Origin of the sequence: Pseudomonas urmiensis (assembly GCF_014268815.2) — a bacterium.
In the GTDB taxonomy this organism is placed as follows: Bacteria; Pseudomonadota; Gammaproteobacteria; order Pseudomonadales; family Pseudomonadaceae; genus Aquipseudomonas; species Aquipseudomonas urmiensis.
Map to the genome: position 1 here is coordinate 5258709 of NZ_JABWRE020000001.1, position 13545 is coordinate 5272253.

General features: G+C 63.3%; 11 protein-coding genes. 7 read left to right on the plus strand and 4 right to left on the minus strand.

Annotated elements, in window-relative coordinates; all coding sequences use genetic code 11:
- Positions 1-2 precede the first annotated feature (2 nt).
- From HU737_RS23750 to gcvP, 6 genes are all read left to right on the plus strand, one after another.
- Positions 3-1220: a 2-octaprenyl-3-methyl-6-methoxy-1,4-benzoquinol hydroxylase gene (locus HU737_RS23750; RefSeq protein WP_186555921.1), complete on the plus strand. Its 1218-nt coding sequence runs from the start codon at positions 3-5 to the stop codon at positions 1218-1220.
- 106 nt (positions 1221-1326) lie between these two features.
- Entirely contained in the window at positions 1327-2328 is a 1002-nt protein-coding gene (locus tag HU737_RS23755) for an extracellular solute-binding protein (protein WP_186555844.1), read from the plus strand.
- Positions 2329-2468: 140 nt separating this feature from the next.
- A complete protein-coding gene (locus HU737_RS23760; protein ID WP_186555845.1) occupies positions 2469-4091 on the plus strand; it encodes an ABC transporter permease in 1623 nt (540 codons plus the stop codon).
- Between the two features lie 124 nt (positions 4092-4215).
- The gene (gene gcvT, locus HU737_RS23765; protein ID WP_186555846.1) at positions 4216-5298 is read left to right on the plus strand and encodes a glycine cleavage system aminomethyltransferase GcvT; all 1083 of its coding nucleotides are present in this window, start codon (positions 4216-4218) and stop codon (positions 5296-5298) included.
- A 49-nt stretch (positions 5299-5347) separates the two neighbouring features.
- Complete coding sequence (gene gcvH / locus HU737_RS23770) at positions 5348-5731, plus strand: glycine cleavage system protein GcvH (RefSeq protein ID WP_186555847.1); 384 nt, start codon at positions 5348-5350, stop codon at positions 5729-5731.
- A gap of 187 nt (positions 5732-5918) precedes the next feature.
- Complete coding sequence (gene gcvP / locus HU737_RS23775; RefSeq protein ID WP_186555848.1) at positions 5919-8792, plus strand: aminomethyl-transferring glycine dehydrogenase; 2874 nt, start codon at positions 5919-5921, stop codon at positions 8790-8792.
- A 113-nt stretch (positions 8793-8905) separates the two neighbouring features.
- Here the strand turns inward: gcvP and HU737_RS23780 are convergent, their stop codons facing one another.
- From HU737_RS23780 to HU737_RS23790, 3 genes are all read right to left on the minus strand, one after another.
- Positions 8906-9220 carry a DUF2388 domain-containing protein gene (locus tag HU737_RS23780; protein ID WP_186555849.1) on the minus strand — a complete coding sequence of 105 codons (315 nt, stop codon included), beginning with the start codon at positions 9218-9220 and terminating at the stop codon, positions 8906-8908.
- A gap of 92 nt (positions 9221-9312) precedes the next feature.
- Positions 9313-10992 carry a GspE/PulE family protein gene (locus HU737_RS23785; protein ID WP_186555850.1) on the minus strand — a complete coding sequence of 560 codons (1680 nt, stop codon included), beginning with the start codon at positions 10990-10992 and terminating at the stop codon, positions 9313-9315.
- A 190-nt stretch (positions 10993-11182) separates the two neighbouring features.
- A complete protein-coding gene (locus tag HU737_RS23790; protein WP_186555851.1) occupies positions 11183-11509 on the minus strand; it encodes an ACT-like domain-containing protein in 327 nt (108 codons plus the stop codon).
- A gap of 126 nt (positions 11510-11635) precedes the next feature.
- Here HU737_RS23790 and HU737_RS23795 point away from each other — a divergent pair, with 126 nt between their 5' ends.
- Positions 11636-12106, plus strand: a complete 471-nt coding sequence (locus HU737_RS23795; protein WP_186555852.1) for an Lrp/AsnC family transcriptional regulator — start codon at positions 11636-11638, stop codon at positions 12104-12106.
- Here HU737_RS23795 and HU737_RS23800 read toward each other — a convergent pair.
- The gene (locus HU737_RS23800; protein WP_186555853.1) at positions 12095-13492 is read right to left on the minus strand and encodes a CYTH domain-containing protein; all 1398 of its coding nucleotides are present in this window, start codon (positions 13490-13492) and stop codon (positions 12095-12097) included. The two genes, HU737_RS23795 and HU737_RS23800, sit on opposite strands and share 12 nt — an antisense overlap.
- Between the last annotated feature and the right edge of the window lie 53 nt (positions 13493-13545).

Here is a 13545-nt window from a genome sequence, read left to right on the forward strand (position 1 = left end):
AAATGCGCGCAGATCTGTTGATTGTCGGTGCCGGTATGGTCGGCAGCGCACTGGCCCTGGCGTTGCGCCACAGCGGCCTGGAAATTCTCCTGCTCGACGGCGGCCCGCTGTCGGTCAAACCCTTTGATCCACAGGCGGCGTTCGAACCACGCGTCAGTGCCCTGTCGGCGGCCAGCCAGCGTATTCTCGAGCGCCTGGGCGCTTGGGAGGGTATCGCCGCGCGCCGGGCTTCGCCGTATTCGGACATGCATGTCTGGGATGGCAGCGGCACTGGCCAGATCCACTTCTCGGCAGCCAGTGTGCACGCCCAGGTACTGGGCCATATCGTCGAGAACCGGGTAGTGCAAGATGGCCTGCTGGATCGGCTGCACGACAGCGATATCGGCCTGCTGGCCAACGCCCGCCTGGAACAGATGCGCCGCTCCGGTGACGAGTGGCTGCTGACCCTGGCCGATGGCCGGCGTCTGCGCGCACCGTTGGTGGTGGCGGCGGACGGCGCCAACTCGGCGGTGCGGCGCCTGACCGGTTGCCAAACGCGCGAATGGGATTACCTGCATCAGGCGATCGTCACCAGCGTGCGCTGCAGCGAGCCACACCAGGCGACCGCCTGGCAGCGGTTCACCGATGAGGGGCCGTTGGCGTTTCTACCGCTGGCCCGCGACGACGGCCAGCATTGGTGCTCGATTGTCTGGTCGACCACCCCCGAGCAGGCCGAGCAGGCCATGGCGATGGACGATGAAGCGTTCTGCCAGGCGCTAGGCAGGGCTTTTGAGGGCCGTCTGGGCGAAGTGCTGGAGGCCGACCCACGGGTGTGTGTGCCGCTGCGGCAGCGCCATGCCAAGCGCTATGTGGATGAAGGGCTGGCGCTGATCGGCGATGCTGCGCATGTGATCCACCCGCTGGCCGGGCAGGGGGTCAACCTGGGCTTCCTCGATGCGGCAGTGCTGGCTGAAGAGCTTGGGCGTGCTTGCGAGCGGGGTGAGCGTTTGGCGGATGTGAAGGTGCTCAGTCGCTATGAGCGTCGGCGCATGCCGCACAACTTGGCGCTGATGGCGGCGATGGAGGGCTTTGAGCGGTTGTTCCAGGCTAATCCGTTGCCGCTGCGTTGGTTGCGTAATAGCGGCTTGAAGATCGTTGAGCAGATGCCGGAGGCCAAGGCGCTGTTCGTGCGGCAGGCGTTGGGGCTTTCTGGGGATTTGCCGGAATTGGCTCGGGCTTGAGGTCCTTGCGGCCGCTTTGGCAACATCTGGTAACGCCTGTAAGGGTGAGTCGCATAATGGGAAACACTACCATTTGCACCTCTAGATCCCGCGAGGAGTTACCCCGATGTTGCCACGCAAGCCCCTACTGGCCGCCCTGGCCCTGACCCTGTTCGGCGGCACCGCCCAGGCGGCGGAAGAAGTGGTGGTGTATTCCTCGCGCATCGATGAGCTGATCAAGCCGGTGTTCGACGCCTATACCGCCAAGACCGGCGTCAAGATCAAGTTCATCACCGACAAAGAAGCCCCGCTGATGCAGCGCATCAAGGCTGAGGGCGACAACGGCGTGGCCGACCTGCTGCTCACCGTCGACGCCGGTAACCTCTGGCAAGCCGAGCAGATGGGCATCCTGCAGCCGATCAAGTCGGACGTCATCGACGCCAACATCCCCGCCCAGTATCGCTCCAGCTCCCATGACTGGACGGGCCTGAGCCTGCGCGCACGAACCATCGCCTACTCCACCGAGCGGGTCAAACCCGAAGAGCTGAGCACCTACGAGGCCCTTGCCGACAAGCACTGGGAAGGCCGCTTGTGCCTGCGCACTGCGAAAAAGGTCTACAACCAGTCGCTGACCGCCACCCTGATCGAGAACCACGGCGAGGCCAAGACCGAGCAGATCATCAAGGGCTGGGTCAACAACCTGTCCACTGACGTGTTCTCCGATGATACCGCCGTGCTCCAGGCCATCGAGGCTGGCCAGTGCGATGTGGGCGTGGTCAACACTTACTACTACGGCCGCCTGCACAAGCAGCAGCCGAGCCTGCCGATCAAGTTGTTCTGGCCTAACCAGGGCGACCGTGGGGTACACGTCAACCTCTCGGGCATCGGCCTGACCAAGCATGCGCCACACCCTGAGGCGGCCACGAAACTGGTGGAATGGATGACCGGTGAAGAAGCGCAGAAGCTGTTTGCCGACATCAACCAGGAGTTCCCGGCCAACCCTAAGGTCAAGCCTTCTGCGGAAGTTGCGGCGTGGGGCAGCTTCAAGGCTGACAGCATTCCGGTTGAAGTGGCGGGCAAGCGTCAGGCAGAAGCTATTCGCTTGATGGATCGGGCTGGCTGGAACTAAGCGCCAGGCTTTATCCTTCTGCGGCCCTTGCAGGCCGTATCGCGGGGCAAGCCCGCTCCCACGCACACCGTGCATACGCGGCTGGCGTGGGAGCGGGCTTGCCCCGCGATGCATTCGCCATTTTCACTCAGGATTGAGCTTTGTCCCACGCCCCGCAACGTCGCTGGTACCTCCCGGTTTCCCTGGTCGCCGCCCTGGTCCTGCTGCCCCTGAGCGTCCTGCTGCTCTCGTGGCAGTCGATCGACCTGCAGATCTGGTCGCACCTGCTCGACACGCAGATGAGCCGTCTGCTGGGCAATACCCTGACTTTGGTGCTGGGCGTGGGCCTCGGGGTAACCGTGCTTGGTGTGAGCCTGGCTTGGCTGACCAGCCTCTGCGAGTTTCCCGGCAGGCGCTGGCTAGACTGGGCGTTGATGCTGCCATTCGCAATCCCGGCCTACGTGCTGGCGTTCGTCTTCGTTGGCCTGCTGGATTTCGCCGGGCCTGTGCAGAGCGCGCTGCGCGAGGTGTTCGGGCCGATGCGCCTGCCACGGGTGCGCTCTACCGGCGGCGTGATCATCGTCCTGGTGTTGGTGTTCTACCCCTATGTCTACCTGCTGGCGCGTACCGCCTTCATTGCTCAGGGCAAGGGCCTGATGGAAGCCGCGCGGGTGTTAGGCATGTCGCCGCTGCAAGCCTTCTGGCGGGTGGCCCTGCCGATGGCCAGGCCGGCTATCGGGGCGGGCATTGCCCTGGCGCTGATGGAAACGCTGGCAGATTTCGGCGCGGTGGCGGTGTTCAACTTCGATACCTTCACCACTGCGATCTACAAGACCTGGTACGGTTTCTTCAGCCTCTCCAGCGCAGCGCAACTGGCCAGCCTGCTGTTGTTGGTGGTGATGCTGGTGCTGTACGGCGAGCGCCGGGCTCGTGGGGCGAGCCGCACCGGCAACGAGCGCCCACGCGGGCAGGCGCTGTATCACTTGCGTGGGTTCAAGGCGCTGGCGGCCAGTGGTTGGTGCCTGCTGGTGTTTGCCTGCGCCTTCGTCATTCCGCTGCTGCAACTGCTGGCGTGGTTCTGGCAACGCGGTCGGCATGATCTGGATGAGCGCTATGTCGGCCTGGTGCTGCACACCCTTTACCTGGGCGCCATGGCGGCGTTGATCACCGTTAGCGTCGCGCTGCTGTTGGCCTTCGCCCGCCGCCAGGCACCGACCGGGGTTATCCGGGCCGGGGTCGGCTTGGCCAACCTTGGCTACGCCTTGCCGGGCTCGGTACTGGCGGTTTCGATCATGCTGGCGTTCAGTTACCTGGACAATCAGTTGGTGGTGCCCCTGTCCAAGTGGCTTGGCGGCGCCGGCAAACCCTTGCTGCTGGGCAGCCTGGCCGCCTTGTTGATGGCCTATCTGGTGCGCTTCATCGCCGTGGCCCATGGCCCACTGGAAAGCACGCTGGAGCGCATCCGTCCGTCCCTGCCGGAGGCATCGCGCAGTCTTGGGGTGGGCGGGCCAAGATTGTTTTTCAAGGTATATCTGCCGCTATTGGTGCCTGGTGCCCTGAGCGCCGCTTTGCTGGTGTTCGTCGATGTCCTCAAAGAGATGCCGGCGACGTTGCTGATGCGTCCGTTCGGCTGGGACACCCTTGCGGTACGGGTGTTCGAGATGACCAGTGAAGGTGAATGGGCACGCGCTTCGCTGCCGGCCTTGACCTTGGTGATGGTCGGCTTGCTGCCGGTCATCGGGCTGATTCGCCGTTCAGCTCGGCGCCCGGGTCACACTCACTGAGGATGCCAGTCCGCGCCCTTGCGGCTACAATGCGCGGCATTCGCTGCGGCGGGTCCTACAAAAAAAGGTGACGATTAAACGTTGCCGACCGCCGCTGCTTCGCCACGCCCGGAAGGAGAAACCCATGGGACAGCGCACGCCTCTGTACGACCTGCATCTGGCGCTAGGCGCCAAAATGGTCGATTTCGGCGGTTGGGACATGCCCCTGCACTATGGCTCGCAAGTCGAGGAGCACCATCAGGTGCGCAGTGACTGCGGGGTGTTCGACGTCTCGCACATGACCGTGATCGATGTCTACGGCAACGCCGCCACGGCCTGGTTGCAGCACCTGCTGGCCAATGATGTGGCCCGTCTTGAGGGTATCGGCAAGGCGCTCTACAGCACCCTGCTCAACCATGACGGCGGGGTGGTCGACGATCTGATCGTCTATCGCACTGAAGATGGCTATCGCCTGGTGGTCAACGCGGCCACCCGCGACAAAGTGCTGGCCTGGCTGCACGCGCATAGCGCAGGGTACGAAGTCGGTTTCGAAGAACGTGCTGAGTTGGCGATCCTGGCCATCCAGGGCCCCCGCGCCCGCGACAAGGTTGCCGAACTGGTCAGTGCCCCACGTGCAGCGGTAATTCGCGAGCTGAAGCCGTTCGAAGGGGTGATCGAAGGCGATTGGTTCGTCGCCCGCACCGGCTATACCGGTGAAGATGGCCTGGAGATCATCCTGCCCGGTGAGCAAGCCCCGGCGTTCTTCAACGACCTGGTCGGAGCCGGCATCGCCCCCAGCGGCCTCGGTGCCCGCGATACCCTGCGCCTGGAAGCCGGGATGAACCTTTACGGCCAGGACATCGACGAGCAGCATACCCCGCAAACCTCCAACCTCGGCTGGTGCATCGCCTGGGAGCCCGCTGAGCGCGACTTCATCGGGCGTGCCGGCCTGCTCAAGGAAATCGAGCACGGCGTGCAGGAAAAGCTGGTCGGTCTGGTGCTCGAAGAGCGTGGTGTATTGCGTGCGCATCAAGTGGTGCGTGTCGCCGGGATTGGCGAAGGAGAGATCACCAGTGGTAGTTTCTCTCCTACGCTGAGCAAATCCATTGCCCTGGCGCGTGTACCGATGGCTACCGGCGACCGGGCCGAGGTCGAGATTCGTGGTAAGTGGTACCCGGTGCGGGTGGTCAAACCGACCTTCGTGCGCCACGGCAAGATTCTGATCTGAACATTTTTCTGGCGGGCCGACCGCTGACCCCTATCGAGGATTACAAGACATGAGCAATATCCCCGCCGACCTGCGTTTTGCCGAAAGCCACGAGTGGGCTCGCCTGGAAGCCGATGGCAGTGTGACCGTGGGCATCAGCGACCACGCCCAGGAAGCCCTGGGTGACGTGGTGTTCGTCGAACTGGCGGAAGTTGGCAAGGTCTTCGCCGCTGGCGATGCAGCTGGCGTGGTCGAGTCGGTCAAGGCCGCTTCCGATATCTACGCGCCGGTCGGTGGCGAAGTGATCGCCGTCAACGAGGCCCTGGGTGACAGCCCTGAAGAGCTGAACAACGATCCGTACGCTGCCTGGATCTTCAAGCTCAAGCCGGCCAACCCTGCCGAGCTGGACAAACTGCTGGACGCTGCTGGCTACGCTGCCGCCATCGGCGAGTAAGTTTTCCCGCAACATCGACGATCCCTTCCTAGACTTGTAAGTCTCTCTGTAGGAGCGGGCTTGTCCCGCGATCAAGGGCAAGGCCCTTGCCATCCAGCGCTGATGGCAGGGCAGGCCTGGTCGCACGACAAGCCGCAGCGGCCAACCGCCGCTCCTGCATGGGTTTCTGGTCGAGGAAGAGGTCGCCATGTCCCAGTCGCCATCCCTGAGTCAACTGCAAGAGCTCAACCCGTTTCTGCGTCGTCACCTGGGGCCTGATGCCTCGGAGCAGAAAGCCATGCTCGACGCCTTGGGCGTCGCCAGCCGCAGCGAACTGATCGAGCAGACCGTTCCTCCTGGCATCCGCCTGAACCGCCCCCTCGATTTGCCCGCAGCCCTCGATGAGCAGGCCGCCCTGGCCAAGCTCGCTGCACACGCCGCCCAGAACCAACTGTGGACCAGCCTGATCGGCATGGGCTATCACGGCACCCTCACGCCGACCGTGATCCTGCGCAACGTGCTGGAAAATCCAGGTTGGTACACCGCCTATACGCCGTATCAGCCAGAGATCGCCCAGGGGCGCCTGGAGGCCTTGCTGAATTTCCAGCAGATGGTCATCGACCTCACCGGCCTCGCCCTGGCCAACGCCTCGCTGCTCGATGAAGCCACCGCCGCGGCCGAAGCCATGGCCTTGGCCAAACGCGTGGCGAAGAGCAAAAGCAATGCGTTCTTTGCCGACCAGCACTGTCACCCGCAGACCCTGTCGGTGCTCAAGACCCGCGCCGAAGGCTTTGGCTTCGAGCTGATCGTCGATTCTGTGGATAACTTGGCCAAGCATCAGGTGTTTGGTGCGCTCTTGCAGTACCCCGATACCCACGGCGAAGTGCGCGACCTGCGCCCGCTGATCGAGCAATTGCATAAGCAGCAGGCGCTGGCCTGCGTTGCCGCCGACATCCTCAGCCTGGTCGTGCTCGCGCCGCCCGGCGAACTGGGCGCAGACGTGGTGCTCGGTTCGACCCAGCGCTTCGGCGTACCGATGGGCTACGGCGGTCCGCATGCCGCGTATTTTGCCTGCCGCGACGACTTCAAACGGGCCATGCCCGGGCGCATCATCGGCGTCTCGCGCGATGCTCGGGGCAACACCGCGCTGCGCATGGCCCTGCAAACCCGTGAGCAGCATATTCGCCGCGAGAAGGCCAATTCCAACATCTGCACAGCCCAGGTGCTGTTGGCCAATATCGCCGGCTTCTACGCGGTCTATCACGGCCCCGAAGGCTTGCTGCGCATCGCCCAACGCGTGCACCGGCTGACCTTCATTCTTGCCGCAGGCCTGGAAGCCAAAGGCATCAAAAGGCTCAATCAGCACTTCTTCGACACCCTCACGCTCGATGTCGGTGGCACTCAGGCAGCGGTCATCGAGAGCGCTGAAGCGGCGCAGATCAACCTGCGTATTCTCGGCCGGGGGCACTTGGGCGTGAGCCTGGATGAAACCTGCGACGAGGCGACAGTGCTGCGCCTGTTCGACGTGTTCCTCGGTGTTGACCATGGTCTGGATATCGCCACGCTGGATCAGCAAGCCCACCCCGAGGGCATCCCAGGCGCCCTGGTGCGGCGCACGCCGTTCCTCGCCCACCCGGTATTCAACCTGCATCACAGCGAAACCGAGATGTTGCGCTACCTCAAGCAGTTGGAGAACAAAGACCTGGCGCTCAACCAGTCGATGATTCCGCTTGGCTCCTGCACCATGAAGCTCAACGCCACCAGCGAAATGATCCCGATCACCTGGCCAGAATTTGCCAACCTGCACCCGTTCGCCCCCGCGGCCCAGGCGGTGGGCTACAAGGCGATGATCGACGAGCTGGAAAGCTGGTTGTGCGCCATTACCGGCTTCGATGCGATCTGCATGCAGCCCAACTCAGGCGCCCAGGGCGAATATGCCGGGCTGATGGCGATCACCCGCTATCATCGCAGCCGCAAGCAGCCGCTGCGTACGCTCTGCCTGATCCCGTCTTCGGCGCATGGCACCAATCCGGCTTCGGCGCAGATGGCTGGCATGGAGGTGGTGATCGTTGACTGTGATGAACAGGGCAACATCGACCTTGCCGATCTCAAGGCCAAGGCACAGGCGGCCGGCGAACGGCTTTCCTGCCTGATGGTCACCTATCCCTCGACCCATGGCGTGTATGAGGAGGGCATTCGCGAGATCTGCGAGGTCATCCATCAACATGGCGGCCAGGTGTACATGGACGGCGCCAATCTCAACGCCCAGGTCGGCCTGGCGCGGCCAGCGGATATTGGCGCCGATGTCTCGCACATGAACCTGCACAAGACCTTCTGCATCCCCCACGGTGGTGGTGGCCCAGGCATGGGCCCGATAGGCGTGCGCGCTCATCTCACGCCGTTTGTCGCCAGCCACCCGGTAGTCCCGGTGCCTGGGCTGGACCCTAACAACAGCGCAGTCAGTGCCGCGCCCTGGGGCAGTGCGAGCATCTTGCCGATCAGCTGGATGTACATCGCCATGATGGGGCGACAACTGGCCGATGCCAGCGAGGTGGCGATCCTGTCCGCCAACTACCTGGCCAGCCAGCTCAGTGGCGCCTTCCCGGTGCTCTACCGTGGGCGCAATCAGCGCGTGGCGCACGAATGCATTCTCGATCTGCGGCCACTCAAGGCGCAGACCGGCATCAGCGAAGAGGATGTCGCCAAGCGCCTGATGGACTATGGCTTCCATGCGCCGACCATGTCGTTCCCGGTGCCAGGGACGTTGATGGTCGAGCCGACCGAAAGTGAGTCAAAGGCTGAGCTGGATCGCTTTATCGAGGCGATGCTGGCGATTCGTGCGGAGATTGCCCAAGTGCAGGAAGGAAACTGGCCGGCGGAGGACAACCCGCTCAAGCATGCGCCGCATACCTTGGCCGATGTGTTGGGTGGTTGGAATCGGCCGTATAGCCTGGAGCAAGGTATTGCGCCGAGTGCGCATGTGCGCCAGCACAAGTATTGGCCAGCGGTGAATAGGGTCGACAACGTATATGGCGACCGAAACCTGTTCTGTGCGTGTGTACCCGTTGAGGCTTATCGCTGAAGGTGTAGCGAGAACGACTTCTTTGCGGGCGAGCCCTCCCCACTGGTTCTGCTGTACCTGTGGGAGCGGGCTTGCCCGCGAGCGAGGGCAGAGCCCTCGCCCTATCCCGAGCGTTACTCAGCTAGCGCATTCTTGGCCAAAATCGCATTGGCCAGTTCCATGTCGCTAGCTTCCACCCCTGGGTTATCCGCCCGCACCTGGCGAATCGCCGCCTCCAGGAACGGCCCCCGAATCGCCCCTTCACTGGCCACGAAGCTACCGGCATCATCCTGTGCGGCGACCACCAGCTTGTGATCCTTGAAGGTCAGGTAGGTCGACGCAGTGGTAGCGCCGGAAGAAATGACGTTTCGCCAGAACGTGTCGGCCATGACGCCGCTAACGGGCAGGCAGAGCAGAGCAGCAGCGGCGATGGCTGTTTTGAGACGCATGGTGAATAACCTCGAATGATGAGGGCTGAAAAATGCCCGCTGTTGGAGCGGCTTTCAGTCATCCAAGTTCCCTTTTTCAAAGGGATTTTTCATCAGCTACAGACCCTCAGCACCTCGCTCAGGCTGGTCAATCCACGGGCGATTTTGTCTTCACCGCTGCGCCGTAGATCGTGCAGCCCTTCGCGCACGGCCTGCTGACGCAAGCTGGCCAGGTCAGTGTCCGGGCCGATACTGGCGCGCAGGCCAGCGCCCGGCACCAGCAACTCGAACAGCCCGGTGCGACCGTGATAACCGGTGCCGCGGCATAGCCGGCACGGCGTGCTGTGCAGGCCTGCCGTACCTTGGCAGTCGACACACAAGGTGCGCACCAGGCGTTGAGCCATGACCCCGATCAAGGTCGCCTTGATCAGGTAATCGGCCACGCCCAGCTCCTGCAAACGGGTGATCGCGCCGCAGGCGTCGTTGGTGTGCAGGGTCGACAGTACCAGATGACCGGTAAGTGCAGCCTGGACTGCGACCTGAGCAGTTTCGCGGTCACGGATTTCACCGATCATGATGATGTCTGGGTCTTGGCGCAGCAGCGCGCGTACGCCGTTGGCAAAGCCTAGGTCCAGGCTGGGCTGGACTTGCAGCTGGTTGAAGGCAGGCTCCAGCCGCTCGATCGGGTCTTCGATGGTGCACAGGTTGACCTGGGGCGTGGCCAGGCGTTTGAGGCTGGCATAGAGGGTACTGGTCTTGCCCGAACCGGTCGGCCCGGTCAGCAGGATGATGCCCTGGCGCTGGCTGAGCAGACCTTCCCACTGGCTCAGCAACACGCCATCCAGGCCCAGGTGATCGAAGTTCTCGTGCAATTGCTCTGGGTCGAACAGGCGCAGCACCAACTTTTCACCGAATGGCGTTGGCAGTGTGGACAGGCGCAGCTCGACCTCGCCGCCAGCTGGCAGGCGGCTCTTCAAGCGGCCATCTTGCGGGCGGCGCTTTTCGGCCACGTCCATTCGTCCCAGGTGCTTGATCCGGCTAACCAGGGCCAATGTCACGCTGGCGGGAAAGGCGTACACGGTATGCAGCAGACCATCGATCCGGTAGCGCAGCTGGCCCTGCTCGCGGCGCGGCTCAAGGTGGATATCGCTGGCGCGCTGTTCGATGGCGTACTGCAGCAGCCAATCGACGATGTGCACGATATGGGCGTCGTCCGCGCTGGCTTCAGCCTGGCGCCTGCCCAGTTCCAGCAGTTGCTCCAGCTCGCCTAGCCCAGGGTCTTGTTGCAAGCCTGCGCCTTGTACCGAGTGCGCCAGGCGAAACAGGGTTTGACCGAGTTGGCGAATTTGCAGCGGGCTGGCCAGCACGCGCTGGATGGACTTGCCCAGGCTGCGCGCAAGATCGGCCTCCCATTCGCGTTGATAGGGTTGGGCGCTGGCGACAGTGACGCTGTGATCGTCCACCGCTACCGCGAGAATGCCGTGGCGGTTAGCGAAGGCGCGCGACATCACTGCGCTGATGCGCGACAGGTCGAGCTGCAACGGGTCGATGCGCAGGAAGGGTTGCTCGACCTTATCGGCAAGCCATTGGCAGAGGGTGTCCAGATCAAGCCGCTGGCCGGGGTGCTGACGGTCTTCCAGGGCCAGTCGAGCGATGGTTTCCAGGGGATGGTCGGCAGCTGGGGCGGGGTGTTCGAGTACCTGAAGGGCGTCGTTGGGTTGCAGGCGTTGCTCGGCCAGCAGGGTGTCGAGCAGGCGGTTCAGGTCGAGGTCGTGGTTGTTGGCGGTGTGCATGCTGGCGGCGTCCTTGCCGAGGAGAGGAGTCCTGGAAAGGCTAGTCGGGCGGTGGTTGCACAGTGTCGGTGAACAGTTGCCGGATTTTACCGAGGCAGTGCCGGCCCTATCGCGGGGCGAGCCCACTCCCACGATGATCGGTAGGCCGCCAGTGGCTAGCTGTTCAGCAGGCAGTAGCTCCTGGAGCTGATCAGCAGGCTGCCAGCTCGTGAAGCTGCGGTTGGTTGACCAGCTCCACATCCGCCACACACACCAGGTTACGCAACTTTTGCGCGATCACCTCGGCGCGGTGCCAGCTCAAGCCACCAATGCCGATTTGGATATCCAGCCAATCCCCCTGCTGGCTCATCTGCACGCTGGTGGGTGTAAGAAACTGCAAGGCAAACAGGTTCAGCACCCGGCACAGGCTGTCTGGCTCGGCCTCAGCCTGCAGCTGATAGCGCACATTGCTGTGCGCGGCGCTGGCGGCCCAGGCGTCGGTGCGGGGTAGGGTGTCGGGCCGTTCGAGTGCGTTCATTGCTGTTCTCCACCAGGATGGGAGAATTCTGGCACGCTTGCAGCGGCATTTTTTCGCTATGATTCGATCAATTTGCCATGTTGGCAGATTGAATGATTCGTGATTTGGCAATTCGGAGAATTATCAATGCAAGCCGAGCTGGATGCTTACGACCGGCGAATTCTTGAGCTGCTCCAAGAGGATGCGTCGCTGTCCAGCGCGCAGATCGCCGAGCGGGTCGGCCTCTCGCAGTCGCCGTGTTGGCGGCGGATTCAGCGATTGAAAGAGGAGGGGGTTATTCGTGGCCAGGTTACGCTGCTCGACCGCAAGAAGGTCGGCCTGAACACGCAAATCTTCGCCGAAGTGAAGCTAAACGCCCACGGGCGTTCGAACTTCGCTGGCTTCACCGAAGCGATCCGCGAATTTCCAGAGGTGTTGGAGTGCTACGTGCTGATGGGTTCAGTGGACTTCCTGCTGCGCATCGTCACCCCGGACATTGAAGCTTACGAACGATTTTTCTTCGAAAAGCTGTCGAATGTACCGGGGATCCAGGAGGTCAATTCGATCGTGGCCTTATCCGAGATCAAGTCCACGACCAGCTTGCCGTTAACGCGTTGAAGGCGACTTGAGCAGGTGCTTCCAAGCGCGGTTCTGCTCGATTGCGCGGGCTTGCTCGATGCGCGCGTCCTGCAGCGCCAGAGACTGCTCGTCGTCCTCGGACAGCGGCTGCTCAGCCAGCTGGTGCAGCTTGTTCAGCTCGCCGTAGAGGCGGTCCAGCTGAGGCACGTCCAGCACTTGCCGGGCGTGGTGCAGCCAGGCTTGCAGGGTCTCGATGCGCGGTAGCTGCTCGGCCAGGTCTTCCGGACGCTGGACATACAGTGGCAGCTTCAGGGCGCGGGCTTCTTCGCCGAGCAAGTGTTGCAGCCAGCTCGACAGCTGCGCCTTGCCCTGGCGTTCACCACGGCCTTTACGTTCGACGGTCCAGGCTCGGGCAGTGAGCCAGCGCGAGGTTTGCAGGGAGAACTGGCCCCAGCGCGGGTCTTCCAGTTCTTCGGCGAACTGCTCAGGGGCGGCGCGACGAATGTCTTCATCATCGTTGCCGGCCATTACCAGCGGGCGCCAGTCTTCCAGCAGTGCATCGAGGCTGGCGCGCAGCTCGCGGGTGGTTGGCCGCGGCGCCGCCTGGCCCAGGCTACCGACCAGGGCGCGCAGCTCTGCCAGGCAGCGTACCCAGTCCTTGAGCAGGCTCCAATGGCCGTTGTGGCGATACTGCTCGGCCAAACGCTGGCTGCTGCCCAACAGTTGCCAGGCGAGCGCGGCAAAGGCGTCGTCCACTGCCATTTCGGCATCCAGCTCGGTGCCCGGCAGGCCCAGCTCGTAGCTGTCTGGCTCCAGCAGGCGGTAGCCGCGCTCGGCCTTGCTGATGTCGCAGGGCATCAGGGCCAGGGTGGCGGACAGTTCGGCGGCCAGTTCCAGCAGCGCTTCAGGGGCGCCTTCACGCAGCTCCAGCTCCAGCTCGCAGATTTCTTCCTTGCGCTTGCCGGCGATGACGAAGCCCTGATCCAGCGCGGCCTCGATGACGACCTTGGCCTTGCCACGGCCCCAGGAGATTTCGGCGAACTCGCGGGTGAAGTCGGTGGTGAACAGTGGCTTGATGGTTTTCTTGTCGAGCTCGGCCAGTTGCTCGGGCCAGCAGCTGGCGTCGAGTTTCTTCAGGTCGAGCTTGGCTTTGTCCAGCTGCCACTCGTACTCATTGCGCTCGGACAGCCCGGCGACGCTCTGGCCGCGGCACTTGAGGGTCTGGATGACGACATCGCCATCACGGCGCAGGCGCAGCGCGACACGGGCGGCGGACAGTTCACGCGCGGGGGTGTCGAAGTACTGGTTGAGCAGTTCGCGGGTCTGCCAGCCGGACTTGTTGCGCTTCTTCAGCAAAGGGTGCTCGCGCAGGGCGGCGAGGGTCTCGCGGCTGGCGCGGAGTTTGAGTTCGGTTTCTTTGTGCATCGCGGGCTCGAAGGAGGGGGCATCGTGGTGTGCAGTCTACAGCAGTACACCCA